We start from the raw sequence: 18,202 nt of genomic DNA, 5'->3' as shown, positions 1-18,202 counted from the left end.
TATAAAACAAAAAACTAACATAAAAACGTTACTTACATTTCTCATCCCTTCGCTGATCGGCTTATTACTGTTTATGACACCGATTAGCTATCAAGATGCGATCACCATCCCCATCGCTATCGTATCAAAAGGATTACAAAGCTTATTAGGCGATGCACTAACCGCCATAGTGACCTTTATAGTGGTCATTACCGCTATCGCGACCATTATCTGCAAATTACTCAAGCCTAACGCTTTAAAGCAGCATCACTTTATCAATGCATTGCTTGACGTAAACCCAATGTGGGCAATCGTTCGCATCATTGGTGCGGTCTTCATTGTATTGACTTATATGGGCATAGGCCCCGAAGCGATACATTCGGGTAATACCGGCGCTTTGGTCCTCAACGACCTACTGCCCGTGCTATTTTGCGTATTTATTTTTGCCGGTATGTTATTGCCATTACTGCTTAACTTCGGCTTGCTAGAACTATTTGGCACCTTGTTAACCAAAATTATGCGCCCAGTATTTAACTTGCCAGGTCGCAGCGCCATTGATTGCATGGCCTCTTGGCTTGGCGACGGCAGCGTTGGCATATTGATGACCAGTAAACAATATGAAGCCCGCCTTTATACTCAGCGAGAAGCGGCTGTGATAGGGACTACCTTTTCGGCGGTTTCAATCACCTTCTCATTGGTGGTGATTTCGCAGGTTAAATTGGAGCACCTGTTTGCACCATTTTACTTAACCGTCTGTTTAGCAGGTGTGGTTGCAGCGATTATCGTGCCTAAGTTACCGCCACTGTGCTGGAAAAAAGATCTCTACATCGACGACACACCACGTCACCCAGACGATGAAGTCGTGCCGCACGGCAAGGGCGTGTTTGCTTGGAGCTTTGAGCAAGCAATGAACAAAGCGGCGCATGCACAAGGCGTGTCGCACACCTTAAAAGATGGCCTCAAAAATGTCATCGATATGGTATTTGGCGTGATCCCGGTCGTCATGGCTATCGGCACCATCGCATTGATGATCGCCGAATACACGCCGCTATTTAACTACCTTGGCATGCCATTCATCCCACTACTTGAGTTACTGCAAATTCCTGAAGCCACTGAGGCCTCAAAAACCATCGTAGTGGGTTTTGCGGATATGTTTATCCCCTCGATTTTGGCCAGTACTATCGAATCAGATATGACTCGCTTTATTATTGCCGCCCTGTCGGTCACCCAGCTTATCTATATGAGTGAAGTGGGCGCCTTGCTGATAGGCAGTAAGATCCCGGTCAATATTGTCGAGTTATTTGTAGTGTTTATTTTAAGAACCCTAGTGACCCTGCCTGTTATCGCGGGTGCCGCGCATCTGATTTTCTAATACATTCGACACATAAAACCTAACATCAGCCTAGGATCGCCTAGGCTGATGTCCCCTTCACCTCGATAACACGCCTCAATTTGGGCCCTGCCGTCATAGTTAAGAAACACCATGCAATGGCTAGTCTCTCAATCTGTTAACACTCTTTATCTGCCTAACGCCAACAGACTAAGGCTCAGTGTGACTGACTCATCTCCTGTTGGTGAATGACGCACAGCAACACTTGCCGCAGGTTATATCACGGTAGTAAGCCTTTGCATATTTCAGCAAAATCGTTGATTTGTTGAACGGTTAATTGTCTGTTATAAATAACATCAACATGAGGGAGTAGACTATGAGCGTCACCGTTGCCGATATTATGAGTACCCGAGTCGCCACTATCGACATGGATGACCGTCTTACCGTAGTCAAAGAGATTTTTGACAGTGCGCCGTTTCATCATCTATTGGTGATTGAAAACGATAAACTACAAGGGGTGTTATCTGAGCGAGATTACCTGCGCACATTAAGCCCCCATATTGGCGCCATCAACGCAACCGAACGTGATGCTGAAACCCTGCAGCGACGCGCACACCAAGTGATGACGCGCAACCCTATCACCACCACAACAGATTGCTCCTTACAAGCGGCGGCTCATTTGTTGTTGCAACATAATATTGGCTCACTGCCAGTATTATCTCAGGATAAGATTGTCGGCATCGTCACCTGGAAAGATCTGCTGCGCGCTTACAGCCAATAAAAAAAGACGAAAGGATATTTCGTCTTTTGGGGTCCTTTTTATGCGCTGCGCTGAGGGGCAATTCAGCTACAGCAACAAATTTAGGCAGGTTATGATATGGATAAGCGCTTAAATTGCCCAGCCACCGAGATAGAAAACCACCAGACCGATAGTGATCGCTAACACACCCGGCTTGATGGCACGCCATTCGCCGCTGCACAGTCTGCCTATCACTAAGGTGACAAAGCCCAACATGATCCCTGTGACAATGTTACAGCTTAAAATGATAAACACTGCGCAAGTTAGTCCAGCCATAGCATCGACTTTATCGTTAAAATCAAGCTTGGTCACATTGCTCAACATCAACAATCCGACATACATTAGCGCAGGCGCTGTGGCGTAAGCAGGCACTAAATAACTCAGTGGTGCCAAGAACATCATCAGTAAAAATAGCACACCGACAATGGTCGCTGTCAGGCCAGTTTTACCACCAGCGGCGGTCCCTGCAGCCGACTCGATATACACAGCAGCGGGCGCGCCGCCCACAGCACCAGCAAAGATGCTGCTCACAGAGTCAGAGGTGAGCGCCTTACCACCACCAACAATATTATCGTCTTTATCGAGTAATTCGGCTTGACCCGCCACCGCACGGATAGTGCCTGTGGCATCAAAAATCGCTGTCATCACTAACGCGAGTACGATAGGTAATACTAAGGGGTTTAACGCCCCCATTATATCGAGCTGACCGATCAACGATTGTTCAGACATCAGATCCGGCAAAGCAAACAAGCCTTGATAGGTCACCGAAGGGTCAAACATAAGGCCAAATAGCGACAGCGCGATAATCACCAACAAAATGCCACCTGGCACACCACGGCGCTCAAGGCCAATGGTCGCCGCCAAGCCAATAACGGTCGCAAGCACAGGTAAGCTATGGATATCGCCCAACTTCACCGGTAAACCCGCATCGTTAGCGACGATAAGCTGCACACTGTTAGTGGCAATAAGCAAAAGGAATAAGCCGATACCGATACCCGTACCGTGGGCAATCCCTTTAGGCAGGTTGGTTAGTACCCACTGACGAATCCCCGTCACGCTCACTAACGTAAACACTATCCCCATTAAAAAGATGGCGCCTAACGTGACCGGAATCGAGATCCCTTGGCCTAATACCATGCTAAACGCGGTAAAAGCGGTTAATGAGATGGCACAGCCAATCGCCATTGGCAGGTTAGCCCACAGCCCCATTAACAACGAACCAAAAGCGGCGATTAAACAGGTCGCAATAAATACTGCGCCAGCATCAAAGCCAGCGGTACCAAGCATATTAGGCACCACTATGACCGAGTAAACCATGGCCAAGAAGGTGGTAAACCCGGCAATCACTTCTTGTTTTATGCTACTGCCACGGGCAGAAATAGTAAAAAAACGATCCAACATCGAACTTGTAGGTACAGCAGGGGTATCGAGAGTCTGTTCAGACTTCATAATTATTTACCTTTATTGTGCGCTTAGTTTGACAAGGTTATGGCAGTGAGGATCCCGTTCAACACTATCGGATTAAAGAACCACAGAGTACTTATGATGTACCTTATTGTGCGCGGCATAATGAGGGAACAAAAATGCAGCACCTAGCGAAGCTCGGCATAATCGAGCGCCAACACAACCTTGATTGGCGCGAATTTTACAGGAAATCTGGCGCGATAAACTAGCGCAAATTAACAAATCAGCAGATATTTATCACATAGGCCAAGGCTTCCTGTACCTGTTGTGATTAAAGCAGCTTCTGCACACCTGATCGTAGCGATTTTTTAGATGCACATGTCAATTTAATCCATTTAAAACCAGATGATTAACAGTAACAGTGGGCAATTGCTGTGATGTTCAAAATTAATTTTCATATTTTTTCATAAGTTGTCGATGTTCATTCATCCCAAGTGTGACAGCCGTTAACAACCCTCCTCTAATATTGTAGCCATAGACAAAGATCACCACTAAGAGAGCAGATCATGGCAGAGCAAGAGTTAGCGACTAAACCCAGTCAGGTGAAATCCAAAGAACTTAAGGCGCTGGGCTTCATCATTTTTTTACTGTTTCCCATTTTAACGGTCAGCGGCATAGGGGCTTATGGCTTTGTCATTTGGATGATCCAAGCGTTCGGCGGCGTCGTCTCACACTAAGTTAAATAATTACCTGATCTATTTTTTAAGGATGCTGTTATGAAGTGGTTTATTACTATCTGGCGTACGCTCAACAAGCCCGCCAAGTACCTCACCTTAGGTACCATCAGTTTATCAGCCTTTCTCATGGGCATTATTTTCTGGGGTGGTTTTAACACCGCACTGGAAATGACCAATACCGAAGCCTTTTGCATTAGCTGTCACAGCATGGAAAGTAAGCCTTACCAAGAGCTGCAACAAACGGTGCACTGGTCAAATCACTCAGGGGTGCGCGCCACCTGCCCTGACTGCCATGTACCACACAACTGGACGCGTAAAATTGCCCGTAAAATGGAAGCCTCTCACGATGTCTGGGGTTGGTTACTGCAAACGGTCAACACAGATGAAAAATTTGAAGCTAAGCGACTTGAAATGGCCAGCCGCGAATGGAAACGATTCGATCGCGATGACTCGCTAGCCTGTAAAAATTGCCACGACTATGCCTCAATGAAATGGGAAAGCATGTCAAAACTGGCGCAAAAACAGATGAAACGCGCAGCCGAAATGGATCAAAGCTGTGTCGATTGCCATAAAGGTATTGCTCACAAACTACCTGATATGGGCACCTCACGTGCACCTGAACTCATCGCCCAAGTGGGCTCTGGCGAAAGCAGCCTACAAGTGGGTGACACCTACTTCACCGCACTGACTAAACCACTCTATTTTAATGGCACCACAGATGTCGAAGCCGGCACATTGAATATCGCCACTAAAGTGACCGTACTCGAAACCCAAGGCGATCGCGTTAAAGTCGGCATCGACGGCTGGCGTAAGAAAGTGGGCGCGGGACGGGTGATCTACTTCGATTTTGGTCTCAATATCTTGTCGGCGCAACTGTCAAAAGAAGCCGCACTGGAAGAAGGCGTCATGGAGGTGTTCGAGCAGAAAGAAGATCCGATGACAGGGCTGCAATGGCAACGAGTCGAAGCCAAGATTTGGACCGAAAAAGATTTCCTCGTCAAAGATTTACAACCCCTGTGGGACTACGCACGTGAGACCTACTCCACCAGTTGTAGCGTCTGTCATACCCAACCAGACGAAGCGCATTTCGATGCCAACACTTGGCCAGGCATGTTCCAAGGCATGATAGCGTTCGTCAACATGGACCAAGACACTCAAGCGTTAGTACAAAAATACTTGCAAGAACATTCATCTACTTTCGATAAGTCGGCGCACTAAAAAGGATATCAACATGAACAGAAGAGATTTTCTTAAGGGCCTTGCAGCCACCTCTTATGTGACCCTCAGTGGTGCGTCAGTATTGGCCCCCCTTAATGCCCTCGCCAACACAGGCGCCAATGATGGCTGGTTAACAACCGGGTCGCACTTTGGTGCATTTAAGATGAAGCGTAAAAATGGCGTTATCGATCAGGTGATCCCATTTGACCGAGACCAATATCCAACCGATATGATTAACGGTATTAAAGGCTTGGTCTACAATCCATCTCGGGTTCGTTACCCTATGGTGCGCTTAGACTTTTTGCTTAACGGCCACAAGAGTGACACCAGCCAACGTGGTGATTTTCGCTTTGTACGTGTGACCTGGGATAAGGCCTTATCACTGTTTAAAGATTCACTCGATGAAGTGCAAACCAAATATGGTCCCTCAGGCCTACACGCTGGCCAAACGGGCTGGCGCGCCACAGGCCAACTGCACTCTTGTACCAGCCATATGCAACGCGCTGTGGGTATGCACGGTAACTTCATCAAAAAAATCGGTGACTACTCAACCGGAGCCGGTCAAACCATCATGCCTTATGTGCTCGGTTCGACCGAGGTTTATGCACAGGGCACCTCATGGGAGCTGATCTTACAAGAATCCAACACCATTATTTTATGGTCAAATGATCCCTATAAAAATCTGCAAGTGGGTTGGAACGCCGAGACTCATGAGTCATTTGCTTACCTTGCGCAACTTAAAGAAAAAGTGAAACAAGGCAAGATCCGAGTGATCAGCATAGATCCTGTGGTCACCAAAACCCAAAAATACTTGGGTTGTGAGCAGTTATATGTCAATCCGCAAACCGATGTCGCCTTAATGCTGGGTATCGCCCATGAGATGGTGAGCCAAAACCTGCATGATAAACAGTTTATCGAAGGCTATAGCTTAGGCTTCGATCAATTCCTCCCCTACCTTATGGGTGAGTCAGACGGCGTAGCGAAAACCCCCGAGTGGGCCAGTAAGATCACCGGCGTTAGCCAGGAGATCATCCGCGATCTGGCTAAAGTGATGACTGCGGGGCGCACCCAAATTATGATGGGTTGGTGTATTCAACGCCAACAACATGGCGAGCAACCCTATTGGATGGCCGCCGTACTCGCCACCATGATAGGCCAAATTGGCTTACCGGGCGGAGGTATCAGCTATGGTCATCACTATTCGGGTATTGGTGTGCCCTCATCGGGTGCCGCGGCGCCGGGCGCGTTTCCGCGTAACCTAGATGAAGGCCAAAAGCCGTTATTTGATAACAATGACTTTAAGGGCGCCAGTAGCACTATCCCGGTAGCACGTTGGATTGATGCCATTTTAGAGCCTGGGAAAACCATTGAAGCTAATGGTTCTAAGGTTACCTATCCAGACATTAAGATGATGGTATTTTCCGGTAATAACCCTTGGAATCACCACCAAGATCGTAACCGCATGAAACGTGCATTTCACAAACTCGAATGTGTCGTCACCATAGATACTAACTGGACAGCCACTTGCCGCTTCTCTGATATCGTGCTGCCAGCCTGTACTACCTTTGAGCGCAACGATCTAGATGTGTACGGCAGTTATGCTAATCGCGGGGTCTTGGCGATGCAAAAGATGGTTGAGCCATTGTATGAAAGCTTGTCAGATTTTGAAATTTTCACCCGCTTTGCCACTCTGATAGGCAAAGGTGAACAGTATACTCGCGGCATGAGTGAATTTGACTGGCTCAAAAAGCTGTATAACGACTGTAAGGCCGATAACGATGGTAGTTTTGCCATGCCTGACTTTGACACCTTCTGGAAGCAAGGTTATGTCCACTTTGGCGAGGGCGAACCGTGGACACGTCACGCTGACTTTAGAGACGATCCTGAAATCAATCCACTGGGTACACCTTCGGGCTTAATTGAAATATTCAGTCGTAAAATAGCGCAATATAATTACGATGATTGCCCCGGTCACCCCACCTGGATAGAAAAATCAGAGCGCAGCCATGGCGGCCCTGGTTCGGATAAACACCCGATTTGGCTGCAATCATGCCACCCTGACCATCGCTTACATTCGCAGATGTGTGAGTCAGAGCAATACCGAGAAACCTATACGGTTCAGGGTCGTGAGCCAGTGTTTATCAATCCACTCGATGCCAAGCAGCGCGGCATTAACGATGGCGATATTGTGCGGGTATTTAACGGCCGAGGTCAGTTACTGGCTGGTGCGGTGGTGTCTAACCGCTTCCCTCAAGGGGTGGTGCGTATCCAAGAAGGTGCCTGGTATGGCCCGGTCGGTAAAGATGGTAGCAAGCAAGGCGGCAACGAAATTGGCGCATTGTGCAGCTATGGTGACCCCAATACCTTGACCCTCGATATCGGTACCTCAAAATTGGCCCAAGCCTGCTCGGCCTACACCTGTTTGGTCGAATTTGAGCGCTACCAAGGTAAAGTGCCTGAGGTCAGCTCGTTTAGTGGCCCTATCGAAACGGCAATTTAAGACAATGGCCAACGCCAAGGAGACAGCAATGAATAACAGCAACGCACAGGACAATAACGTTAATCAGGGCAGAGCCATGGTCTATCGCTTACTGTCGGCATTATTTGCTAAAGAGGTCGACCAGCCACTATTGCATGAACTGACCAGTGCGCAGGCGCAAGCCTTCTTGGCACAGCTGGCAAGCGATCCACTGTTGGGCGCCGATGTGGCTAAGATCAACGCGGTATTGTTAGGTTTAACCACAGATAAAGCCCTACTGGAACTGGCTGCGGACTATTGCGGCCTGTTTTTGGTCGGCACTAAACATAGCGCCAGCCCATACGCTAGCCTGTATATGGCCAATGATAAGCAAGACGATGATGACGTACTGCTGTTTGGCGAGCAACATCAACAGATGCTCGACCATTTAGAACAGAGTCAGTTACAGGTTCAGAGTGAATTCCCTGAGCCTGCAGATCATCTGGCGGTGATCTTAGCCTATGTTGCCCATCAGGCTGAACGAGCCGATAGCACCACACAACAGGCGTTTATCAACAATTACCTTAATAGTTGGTTAAAGACGTTTAGCGACAAAGTGAGCCAGTGCGATAATGGTCAGTTTTATACCGCATTGGCCCATTTAACCACCCATTGGGTCAAGGTTGATTGTGAAACGCTAGCCGCATCACAATCGCATTAAATCAGCACAACACGAAAAAAAGCGCCGCTTCTGCGGCGCTTTTTTATAGGTACTGTTCAGCCGCGACCACGGCGTTTAGCGCGGCGTTTCTGCGCCGACTTCCCCTGCTTACCCGCCAACGGCGCCATTTTAGTCAGATCGGGCTCAAACCCTGGCAACCACTGCTGCGGCAAACGCTTGTCTAATAGGGCTTCGACCTCTTCGAGCTGTAAGGCATCCTCCTCCTCGCTATACAGGGTAATAGCCACTCCTTTTTGTCCGGCTCGCCCAGTACGGCCAATGCGATGCACATAATCTTGCGCCGCAAACGGTAACTCATAATTAACCACATGATCGAGCGAGGCAATGTCGATACCACGAGCGGCCACATCGGTCGCCACCAACACATTAATATCGCCAGCCTTAAATGCTTGCAACACTTGCTCTCGCCCGCCTTGCGACAATGAACCATGAAGTGCCCTAGCCATGATACCCGCATCAATTAAGCGCTGAGCTAACTTATCGGCAGCGATCTTTTTACGACTAAACACCAAAACCCGCTGCCACTGACCTTGACGAATAAGATGGCTGAGTAGAGCGAACTTATTATCACTATCGACCGCATAAACCCGTTGTTCTATGTCGCGCGCCGCACTATGAGGGGCGTCGACCTCGATACGTTGGGGGCTGCGCAGCAGATTGCGACTAAAGCTCAGCACACTATCGTCAAGGGTTGCTGAAAATAACAAGGTCTGGCGAGTGCTTGGCAGCTGCGCCATCACGGCGTTTATCTCATCCATAAAGCCCATATCCAACATGCGGTCAGCTTCATCAAACACCAGGTATGAGACCGCGTCCACACTCAATCCGCCGCGGCGTAGGTGGTCGAGTAACCGTCCTGGGGTTGCAACTAACAGGTCAACACCTTGATGTAATTGGCTTTGCTGAGCATCGATACTGACACCACCATACACAACGGCGCTGCGCAATGACGTCATCTGCGCAAGGGCTTGTACACTCGCTTGCACCTGCAGCGCCAGCTCGCGTGTTGGGACTAAAATGAGCGCCTTAATCGCCACGGGTGAGTGACTCCCGTCATCCTGCTGCGCCAGCAGCTGTTGCAATATCGGCAACACAAATGCGGCGGTTTTACCTGTGCCCGTTTGCGCCGAGGCGAGTATGTCTTGCTGCGCTAAAATGGCCGGGATGGCGGCGGCCTGAATCGCCGTTGGCTGAGCAAAGCCTAAGAGTGTCAGCGCGCGGAGTAATGATGGATGTAAATCTAACTGAGCAAATTGCATTCAAATCAACCTGTTGCTTGCAGATACAAGCGTAAAAACAATAAGTAACGAGTAAGAGACAATCAATAAGCGTCAAGTTTACCAGATTTACGCCCGCTGTAAGCCACCTCTCCCGTTAAGGCTGCTGCAACGCTGGCACTGTGTTTCATTACGCCTCTTTATCCAACTCAGCGGTCATGGCAGCTAACGAGGCTAGCCATAAGGCTTCTAGCTGTTGATACTGCTCAAGAGTCAAAGCAGTTCCCGCAGCCAGTTGCGCTTCGAGTAATTGGCACCGCTGCATCAACGCCAACATGCCCATGCTCGCGCTGCTGCCCTTTAACCCATGCAGCCATTTAGCGGCGTCTTCGGGTAACACGCTCAAGCGGGCAAGCTGCTCGCGGCTCGAGCTTTGAAACAAGGTAAACATCTCAACTAGGGTGGCTTTACCTATATATTGCCTATCTTCATCTAGCTGGCGCTGATTGAGTAACGGGTGCGGCAGGGTTGCATCCCCTGCTATTACCTCACTATCTTGCTGCCCGTCAGTTTGTATAACAACCTCATCAGGCGTGTGTGGTGTATCTTTAACTGCAACCACACCAATCCAACTCATCAAGGCTTGCATATTGAGCGGTTTAGCCAATACCACATCGAAACCCGCTTGCTGATAACTGACAACATCCTCGCTTTGGATCTGCGCCGTAAATGCCGCAAACGTTACCGATGATATGTTGGTGTCATTGTCAGGTTTCAATTGCCTCAGTAGTTCAAATCCCGAACCATCACCTAGCTGAATATCAAGCATAACGGCATCGAAACCACGCGCGTCAGCATAATAGCAATTGAGCGCTTGTGCACAGCTGGTCGCCAGTACGGCCTCATGCCCTAAATGGGCTAAAAAGCCTTGCGCCACCATGGCATTAACCTTGTTGTCCTCAACGACAAGCACTCGCTGCTTTAACACGGTTTTGATGATTTCGCCGCTGGCCTCAACCGCCGGCTCACAGTTAATAAATGGCACACTAAAACCAAATACACTGCCTTTATCTTGCTCGCTTTGCACCCATAATGTGGTGTGCTCGCTCGCGGCGTGTTCGCTTGCGCCTTGATTCATCACCTCCACCAGCTCTTTACTGATGGCTAACCCTAGCCCGGTTCCGCGCGAGCGACCTTGATTTGGCAAGTCACTATACACTTTAAAAAGTTGTGCTTTCCCCTCATCACTGATGCCAACGCCAGTATCGGCCACCTCAAAATAGAGCCGATTTTCCTGTGCGCGGACTCGTAAGATGATCCCACCCTCGGGAGTGAACTTGATGGCATTGCCCAATAAGTTAAACAACACTTGGCGCAGTTTAGGCCCATCAAGCAACGTCCAATCAGGCACATTGTCACTCTCGAGCCTGAGAGCTAAACCAGATAATCCGGCGCCGGCTAACATAATGGCCACGATATCGTCGAGCAGCGCAGGCAAGGCGACCGGACGCGGTTCATTATTAAACTGACCTTGCTCTAAACGTGAAAAATCCAAAATATCATTTAATACCGTTTGCAGCAGCGTGCCGCTGTATTGCGACAAGGCCAACATCTGTTTTTGCGCCGTGGGCAGCGGTGATTGTCCCAGCAAGGTTAAAGTGCCTAATAATCCATTGAGCGGCGTGCGAATTTCATGGCTCATCGTGGCTAAGAATAGCGATTTGGCTTTACTGGCTTCCTCGGCTATCACCCTTGCCGCGCTATGCCCTTTGGCCTCGGCATCGAGCTGGCGGTTCGCCTCGGCGAGCTGCTGAGTTCTAGCTTGAATGGTCTTTTCCAGCGAGGCTTTATGCTGAATAAGCTCAGCTTGCAGCTTCTGATTATGCCGCGTCTTTTGCTTAAACACTTCGATAGCGGATGCCATGGCGGTGAGTTCGTCATCACCGTGTGGGTCTAACGCGACCGAGGTATCACCGCGACTGAGGCGAGACAGCGCATAGGTCGCCTCATTTAAACGCAGCGCAATACCACGGTAAATCACCCGATAGACCACCAGCAGCATTAAGATCAACATCAATAAGCCCGTACTCCATAACCCGGCTTTAGCCCAAGACAGTTGCTGTAAAAATTGCTGCCGCGCCTCGGCGGCTTTAGCCTGCTGTGCCTGCATGGCCTCGTCAACCGCACTATTTAACTGCGCCAGTTTTTCCGTCAAATTGAATAGCTGCTGATTTTGCTGCGCTAATACTTGACCATAGTTTTGCTGCAACGCGAGCCCTTGGCTCACACCGCGTAAAATGGTTAACTCTTTATCTAGTTCCACGGCGCGCCTAGGATCGCGTATCAACCCCTTTAAGAGCTCCAGCGGCATCATATTTATCTGCGTGAATGGCAACATCTGCGCCGAATCCGCCAGTGTTATAGGCTCAACTTGATACACTTTACGCGTTGTAGGCACCAGATTGGACATGCTGGTCAGCACCTTATTTAAGCCTAGTTGCTGCTCGGGTGACTGAAGTAACTGTCCCACCAGAGCGATATGATGCACTAAGGCTAAGGCACGATTAAGTCGTTCTTGAATATCGAGATCTTGCTCTATTATGGTATCAAGCAGGTGTGCCGTTTGTAACTCCCCCACGACTTGTGGATAGGCCAAACTTAGCTTGGCCAATACCGCCGAGTCCACAATGGCCAGCTCAGCCTCTAGCAGCTCAATGGCACGGCTGGCGGCGTCTGTTAGTGCTTGCCCCTGCTCACTTAGTTTTTTAGCCAAAATTAAACGCTCACCCACTTGACGGCCTAATTGCGATAAATCACGTAAAATGTCGCCCGCGGCAAGCTCTAAAAGGCGATCGTCTTCGACATTTAACGTCTTTAAGCGCGCAATAGCCCCCAGTAAGTTACTGCCTTCTAATGATAACTTTCGACCTAAAAATGCTCGCTGCGTTTCCTCTTCAACCTGCTTTAAACCTTGAGCGTTATCCAGTAAGGCATTGGAAGACTGCATTAATTGGCGCGCAGCTTCGGAGGCTGGTAATGCCTCTTCATAGAGGTATTGGTCAGCCTCTTTAACCCAATAAAGCGATACACTGCCTAGGGTAACGAGCAATAATAACAGCAAACCTAGTAGGCTAAACGCAACCATTAAACGGCCAACTAAGCTTTTGCTTGATAACGATAACGCGCCCACAACACTCCTCAAACTGTTACACTACAATGATAAACGTTACGCCATGGCGTAGATAGCTACGGCGACCATGAGCTCTCCTCTATTCTCTATCGATGAGCATTACCTTATGAGCAGCCTAACAAAAACCTTACTTCATCTCATATTAATGTTGATATGGTTAAGTTATTCGGCAACTGCGGCCAATCATAGGCCATGGATACTCGAACAGCGCAGTCCCTTTAATGCCAAGCTGCAACAGACAAGCATTCTTGAACACACCGCTTTATTATCGTCTAAAAAACCTTGGCGCGTCTGTGTGTTAGTGCCGCACCTTAAAGATGCCTATTGGATAGGCATAGATTATGGACTCGTCACCCAAGCCACACAACTGGGTATCGAACTCGAATTATTTGAAGCGGGTAGTTATTACGATAAAGACCGCCAATTGGCACAACTTGAACACTGCATGCAATCCCCTTTCGACGCCGTATTACTGGGTAGTGTCGATCCGCTATTGCTGCGAGGTTACCAAGGACCGGTCAATAAGCCGATTATTGCGCTCGTCAATCGCCTCGACAGTGAGTTGGTAACCACTCGCATAGGGGTCAACTGGTATCAGATGGGCTGGACTGGCGGCGACTATATCCGGCAATTGTTGACCAAAGCCCCATCGAAGACCAACATACGTTTGGCACTGCTCACAGGCCCCGAAAAAGTGGGCGGCACCACTTGGGTAGAGCAAGGCGTTATTGACGCTCTAGCCGATAGCCCAGTGACCATATCATCGAATCGCCATGCCGATAATAATCGCAATTTATACCGAGACCAACTGCATCATTTACTCAAAGACCATATGCCTGACTTTATTCTAGGCAGCGCGGTGGCCATTGAAGCGGCGATAGGCGCATTGCAACAGCAACAACTCGATACCAAGGTCACTCTAGTCAGCAGCTACCTATCGCCCGCGATCCTTAGAGGGCTTTATCGACACAAAGTGGCTTTTAGCGCCGATGATCAGGTGGTATTACAGGGAAAACTCGCCATCGATATAGTGGTGCGAGAACTACAAGGCGCCGCAGCCTTTGGTGATATCGGTCCTAAAATTATCGGTTTACACCAAGAGGTACCCTCAGCTAATCAACTGCGTCACAGTTTGGCCCCTGCCGACTTTTATCCCATCTATCGGGTTACAGCGCTGAAGCACGTCGACAACTAGTTGTCGACTTTGGCAGAGAACAGATACCCTTCACCATGGACAGTCACAAACAACTCTGGATGCAGTTTATTGCGCAGCCGACGAATAATGACATCTATGGTCCTGTCATTCACATCTTGATTACGATGGCTGGTTTGCTGCATCAAGCGCTCGCGCGATAGCACTTGCTGAGGGTGTAACGAAAACGCAACTAATAGCTCAAACTCGGCTTTAGTGAGTTTGATGATCTCATCGCCGCACTTTAATTTACGACTGTTGAGTTCTAAGGTGTAGCCCTCGAACTCCATCACATCATCTTTACACTCTAACTGGGCAATGGTCTCTTGCTGGGCTTTTTTAACTAATGACATACGCCAAAGCAGGTTTTTGACTCGTACCAGTAGTTCACGTAACTCAAAGGGCTTGGTCACATAATCATCGGCCCCCATTTCGAGGCCGATGATCTTGTCAATGGCTTCATCACGCCCGGTCACTAAGATGATCCCCACATCGGAGCGACTTCTGAGCTCGCGCGCTAAACTCAAGCCATCAACACCGGGAAGGTTAATGTCTAACATAACTAAATCAACATGTTGACTCGAAAATTGCTGCCACATCTGCTCGCCATCTTCAGCCTCAATCACCCGATAGCCCTCTTTCTCAAAATAGCCTTTTAACCGAGCACGAATGACCGCCTCGTCATCAACCACCAGCACTGTATTAATCATAAGAGAATGAGCCATTTGCCCGCCCTAAATCGGTTTATCGCCTGATAACGACATTATTCATAATTTTTCATATATGCATATAAGCATATTAGTAATATTGTAAAACTGCGAACCTAAGCAAGAAGCGTTTTGAATCCCCTCAGGCAATACACTGTCGTTAATATCGACATGCCCCACAAAATGCGCCTAACCTAAGCGTTGACTAAATCAACTAAACAAATGAAAAATATCGATATAAAACAAGATTTTTACAGCTAGCCCATGTTAGCTTATGCTTAGTTAGTAGGCTAAAGCCAGCCAGTGCAATGTTTAAGGCAGTTAAGGACAGATAATGAATGAACGACGCCAATTTTCGCGGATCTTATATGAAGCGAAAGCAACACTCACTCAGGGACAGACCACCTGGCCAACCACAATCCATGATCTCAGCCTCAATGGCGCTCTTGTAGAACAACCAGACGGGTTGTCGCTGAACGACCAGCCACTGCAATTAAGCTTTACCTTAGGCGACTCAGATATGGTGGTGTCGATGGAAACCCAATTAAGCCATCGACAAGATGATCTCCTGGGGTTGTCTTGCCTGTTTATCGACCTCGACAGCATCAGTCACTTACGGCGAATGTTAGAACTTAACTTGGGGGATGCTGAACTACTCAATCGTGAACTTAAACTGTTTGTTAAAGTGCACGAGCAAACTTAAATCGTGAGTAGCAGCCTCAGGTGAATGCCTTAGCCCAGTTGAAGGGTACAAAAACATAAGTGTTCAGCCCATAATTAAAGTGAGTGATTGAGTGAGTGAGCTCCGTAAGGCGCCTTGGCAATTCGCTATTGAGTGATAATACAAGATTAAAAATCACTTTAGTGTTTTGCTTAAGCCATTTACACTGTGCATTAGGGTTACTTCGCCAGCATTAGCTGGCATTATTTTAATAAAATGAGCAGATTAAATGAGCCAACAGATCATCTTCGCCCTCCTGGTTTTTGCCGCATTTTTTGTATTAAGTCTAGCCATTGATAAGCTACTAAAAAAAATCGAGACTCGGTTCGATTCGACAGCGTCTGAATCATTTCGATTAATCTCTAACTCGCAAAAAGCCATGTTACTTTTTATTGGTAGCATATTAGCCCTGTCAAAGATGGGCTTTGATGTAGGCGCGTTAGTGGCAGGCTTAGGATTAACAGGCTTTGCGCTTGGCTTCGCCTTAAAAGATGCGATATCAAACTTAGTCGCCGGGATAATGATAGTACTTTATAAACCCATAAGAATGGGCAATACCATTGAAGTAACGGGTTCTAAAGGTACAGTGATTGACTTGAACTTACGTTATATCACCATTAAAGGAGATGGGGTGACTCACTTAATTCCTAATTCGCTGATTTTAAGTAATAAGTTGTCGATTATTGAGCCGCAAGCCAGCTGCGAATCTGAATAGCCTCTCTCTGAATAGCCATAGCCAAAGTAGCCCTGCGGTGACAATTGATGACTTGCTAACATCACATCGGCGTCACTGCATCGGCTTGAATGCCCCTCTTGCGAGCTCAGCCCTGTGACTGAACTCAGTTTCAATTTAGATTAGAATTGGCTTATCCAGTAACTGCGCGTCACTTTGATGTCACGCGCAATCACTTAAGCGATTCGCTCCCCTTTGCCAGCACAATCTGCGAGTCAATTGATATAACCAGTTATTTGATAAACCACTAGTTAATCAACTCGAGTAGCTCATGGATCGTTTTTATTGGGTGGATCTTAGCTCCTAAGCCTTCCATCGATTTATGATAATTTCGAAACGGAATATAGATCTCAGTAAACCCATGTTGCACCGCCTCTTTCACCCGTGGAACACCACTATCTATGGGGCGCACATCGCCATTGAGGCTCAGCTCACCCATGATGCAGGTGGTTCTGGGCACCACAAAATCATTTAAGCTACTCAGCAATGCCGCAACCAAGGCTAAATCGATACAGGTTTCTGACTCATCGATTTTTAATCCGCCAACGAGATTAAAATAGGTGTCATGGAAAATCTTAGTGCGGGTATGCTTACGCAATATGCCGGTGAGCATCTTAATGCGGTTCATATTCAAACCAACACACACCCGCTGGGGGAACTCGCCCTCTGTTTCTGTGGTTAAACATTGGATTTCTAACAACAAGTTACGATTACCCTTGCGGATACAGGTAATGGCTGCTCCCGGCGAGTCGGTCGTGGAGCCCGACAGAAAGATTTCGCTGGGATTATCCACGCTTATCATACCGCGCTCGGTCATCTTAAAAATACCCACGGTATCGACATCACCAAAACGGTTTTTATTGGCCCTGAGGGTACGTACCTGCCCATCATTGCACTCTAAATGGGTTAGACAGTCGACAATGTGGATCAGGGTTTGCGGCCCTGCCGTTTCATTGTTTTTATTCACATGTGCCACCAAAAACATGGTGACGTTATTTTGCTTACAATACTGTGTCAGCGCCTGAGCACTACTTTTGACTTGCGAAGGCGAGCCTGGACTGCCATTGGCTAAGTCGGTCACCACCGCCTGAATAGAGTCGATCACCGCAAACTTTACTTGCTTGGCCTCAAGCTCGGCAATAATCGACTCAACACTGGTTTCAGCCATCAGGTATAAGTTATCTTCATTGCAGTTTAACTTGAGACGATTAACCCGGTTTTTAAACTGCGACAGCGACTCTTCTGCTGTGCAGTAGAGTGACGGCATAAACTGCGACATACGTGACACCAGATCGGACAATATGGTGGTTTTACCCGCACCAGGATCGCCTGAAATGATATTCACTGAGCCCGTGGTTAGGCCGCCACATAACACTCGGTCAAGTTCTCCGATGCCGGTGAGCATTTTTTTGGCTTCAAACTCCTCCACTTCACTGAGTTTTTTCGAGCCACCGCCCACCGCACCGGCGTAACCCGATACCGACGTTTTAGCCGATTTACTTGGAGCTAATCGCACCTCGGTAATGGTATTCCACTCTTGGCAGGCACTGCATTGCCCCTGCCAACGGGGAAAGTCTTGCCCACACTCGTTACACACATACGCTGTTTTATTCTTAGCCATAATCAATTCTAATGTCGTATTTCGATATAAATCAGTCGCACTGGCCGACCCTAATGCCTTACACTGTTTCAATAATCATCAGTGCTCGCGCCAAAAGTTTTGTTGTTAATAAACAGAAGACTATCAAGTTTTTCGACTAATTGCCGATACCATA

The 18,202-nt window shown here is 48.1% G+C and carries 14 protein-coding genes; 9 read left to right on the top strand and 5 right to left on the bottom strand.

Translation table 11 applies throughout. The features are described from left to right. Positions 1 to 73: 73 nt before the first annotated feature. Together AC5YB1_RS06925 and AC5YB1_RS06920 are read left to right on the top strand one after the other, a co-directional pair. Positions 74 to 1,351 carry a YjiH family protein gene (locus tag AC5YB1_RS06925; protein WP_494521228.1) on the top strand — a complete coding sequence of 426 codons (1,278 nt, stop codon included), beginning with the start codon at positions 74 to 76 and terminating at the stop codon, positions 1,349 to 1,351. 334 nt (positions 1,352 to 1,685) lie between these two features. After that, positions 1,686 to 2,090, top strand: coding sequence for a CBS domain-containing protein (locus AC5YB1_RS06920; protein WP_494521227.1), 405 nt, complete (start codon positions 1,686 to 1,688; stop codon positions 2,088 to 2,090). A 108-nt stretch (positions 2,091 to 2,198) separates the two neighbouring features. Here the strand turns inward: AC5YB1_RS06920 and AC5YB1_RS06915 are convergent, their stop codons facing one another. Beyond that, entirely contained in the window at positions 2,199 to 3,557 is a 1,359-nt protein-coding gene (locus AC5YB1_RS06915) for an NCS2 family permease (RefSeq protein WP_494521226.1), read from the bottom strand. Between the two features lie 521 nt (positions 3,558 to 4,078). On the opposite strand from AC5YB1_RS06915, the gene torE reads away from it, so the two are divergent. Genes torE through torD form a run of 4 tightly spaced genes read left to right on the top strand, consistent with a single transcriptional unit; the run spans position 4,079 to position 8,646 of the window. Further along, positions 4,079 to 4,249, top strand: a complete 171-nt coding sequence (gene torE, locus AC5YB1_RS06910; RefSeq protein WP_494521225.1) for a trimethylamine N-oxide reductase system protein TorE — start codon at positions 4,079 to 4,081, stop codon at positions 4,247 to 4,249. Positions 4,250 to 4,288: 39 nt separating this feature from the next. Next, positions 4,289 to 5,467: a pentaheme c-type cytochrome TorC gene (torC, locus tag AC5YB1_RS06905; RefSeq protein ID WP_494521224.1), complete on the top strand. Its 1,179-nt coding sequence runs from the start codon at positions 4,289 to 4,291 to the stop codon at positions 5,465 to 5,467. Between the two features lie 13 nt (positions 5,468 to 5,480). Further along, positions 5,481 to 7,967 carry a trimethylamine-N-oxide reductase TorA gene (gene torA, locus AC5YB1_RS06900; RefSeq protein ID WP_494521223.1) on the top strand — a complete coding sequence of 829 codons (2,487 nt, stop codon included), beginning with the start codon at positions 5,481 to 5,483 and terminating at the stop codon, positions 7,965 to 7,967. 28 nt (positions 7,968 to 7,995) lie between these two features. Further along, a complete protein-coding gene (gene torD / locus AC5YB1_RS06895) occupies positions 7,996 to 8,646 on the top strand; it encodes a molecular chaperone TorD (RefSeq protein ID WP_494521222.1) in 651 nt (216 codons plus the stop codon). A gap of 56 nt (positions 8,647 to 8,702) precedes the next feature. On the opposite strand, the gene AC5YB1_RS06890 is transcribed toward torD, so the two are convergent. Together AC5YB1_RS06890 and torS are read right to left on the bottom strand one after the other, a co-directional pair. Further along, positions 8,703 to 9,926 carry a DEAD/DEAH box helicase gene (locus AC5YB1_RS06890; RefSeq protein ID WP_494521221.1) on the bottom strand — a complete coding sequence of 408 codons (1,224 nt, stop codon included), beginning with the start codon at positions 9,924 to 9,926 and terminating at the stop codon, positions 8,703 to 8,705. Positions 9,927 to 10,074: 148 nt separating this feature from the next. Continuing rightward, positions 10,075 to 13,074 carry a TMAO reductase system sensor histidine kinase/response regulator TorS gene (gene torS, locus AC5YB1_RS06885; RefSeq protein ID WP_494521220.1) on the bottom strand — a complete coding sequence of 1,000 codons (3,000 nt, stop codon included), beginning with the start codon at positions 13,072 to 13,074 and terminating at the stop codon, positions 10,075 to 10,077. A gap of 145 nt (positions 13,075 to 13,219) precedes the next feature. Here torS and torT point away from each other — a divergent pair, with 145 nt between their 5' ends. After that, complete coding sequence (gene torT / locus AC5YB1_RS06880) at positions 13,220 to 14,269, top strand: TMAO reductase system periplasmic protein TorT (RefSeq protein WP_494521599.1); 1,050 nt, start codon at positions 13,220 to 13,222, stop codon at positions 14,267 to 14,269. Here torT and torR read toward each other — a convergent pair. After that, positions 14,266 to 14,976, bottom strand: a complete 711-nt coding sequence (gene torR, locus AC5YB1_RS06875; RefSeq protein WP_494521598.1) for a two-component system response regulator TorR — start codon at positions 14,974 to 14,976, stop codon at positions 14,266 to 14,268. The two genes, torT and torR, sit on opposite strands and share 4 nt — an antisense overlap. Before the next feature lie 331 nt (positions 14,977 to 15,307). Here torR and AC5YB1_RS06870 point away from each other — a divergent pair, with 331 nt between their 5' ends. Then, the gene (locus AC5YB1_RS06870; RefSeq protein ID WP_494521219.1) at positions 15,308 to 15,676 is read left to right on the top strand and encodes a PilZ domain-containing protein; all 369 of its coding nucleotides are present in this window, start codon (positions 15,308 to 15,310) and stop codon (positions 15,674 to 15,676) included. Between the two features lie 247 nt (positions 15,677 to 15,923). Further along, entirely contained in the window at positions 15,924 to 16,409 is a 486-nt protein-coding gene (locus AC5YB1_RS06865; RefSeq protein WP_494521218.1) for a mechanosensitive ion channel family protein, read from the top strand. Between the two features lie 265 nt (positions 16,410 to 16,674). On the opposite strand, the gene radA is transcribed toward AC5YB1_RS06865, so the two are convergent. Next, a complete protein-coding gene (gene radA / locus AC5YB1_RS06860; protein WP_494521217.1) occupies positions 16,675 to 18,048 on the bottom strand; it encodes a DNA repair protein RadA in 1,374 nt (457 codons plus the stop codon). Between the last annotated feature and the right edge of the window lie 154 nt (positions 18,049 to 18,202).

Source organism: Shewanella sp. 433 (assembly GCF_059338565.1).
The sequence above is the reverse complement of the archived record's forward strand: the minus strand, read 5'-3'. Positions and strand labels throughout refer to the sequence as shown.

Coding starts and splice junctions, on each gene's coding strand:
- torC (WP_494521224.1), top strand. CDS start 4,289: ATGAAGTGGTTTATTACTATCTGGCGTACGCTCAACAAGCCCGCCAAG.
- radA (WP_494521217.1), bottom strand. CDS start 18,048: ATGGCTAAGAATAAAACAGCGTATGTGTGTAACGAGTGTGGGCAAGAC.
- AC5YB1_RS06925 (WP_494521228.1), top strand. CDS start 74: ATGACACCGATTAGCTATCAAGATGCGATCACCATCCCCATCGCTATC.
- torD (WP_494521222.1), top strand. CDS start 7,996: ATGAATAACAGCAACGCACAGGACAATAACGTTAATCAGGGCAGAGCC.
- torE (WP_494521225.1), top strand. CDS start 4,079: ATGGCAGAGCAAGAGTTAGCGACTAAACCCAGTCAGGTGAAATCCAAA.
- torR (WP_494521598.1), bottom strand. CDS start 14,976: ATGATTAATACAGTGCTGGTGGTTGATGACGAGGCGGTCATTCGTGCT.
- AC5YB1_RS06865 (WP_494521218.1), top strand. CDS start 15,924: ATGAGCCAACAGATCATCTTCGCCCTCCTGGTTTTTGCCGCATTTTTT.
- AC5YB1_RS06890 (WP_494521221.1), bottom strand. CDS start 9,926: ATGCAATTTGCTCAGTTAGATTTACATCCATCATTACTCCGCGCGCTG.
- AC5YB1_RS06915 (WP_494521226.1), bottom strand. CDS start 3,557: ATGAAGTCTGAACAGACTCTCGATACCCCTGCTGTACCTACAAGTTCG.
- torT (WP_494521599.1), top strand. CDS start 13,220: ATGTTGATATGGTTAAGTTATTCGGCAACTGCGGCCAATCATAGGCCA.
- AC5YB1_RS06870 (WP_494521219.1), top strand. CDS start 15,308: ATGAATGAACGACGCCAATTTTCGCGGATCTTATATGAAGCGAAAGCA.
- AC5YB1_RS06920 (WP_494521227.1), top strand. CDS start 1,686: ATGAGCGTCACCGTTGCCGATATTATGAGTACCCGAGTCGCCACTATC.
- torA (WP_494521223.1), top strand. CDS start 5,481: ATGAACAGAAGAGATTTTCTTAAGGGCCTTGCAGCCACCTCTTATGTG.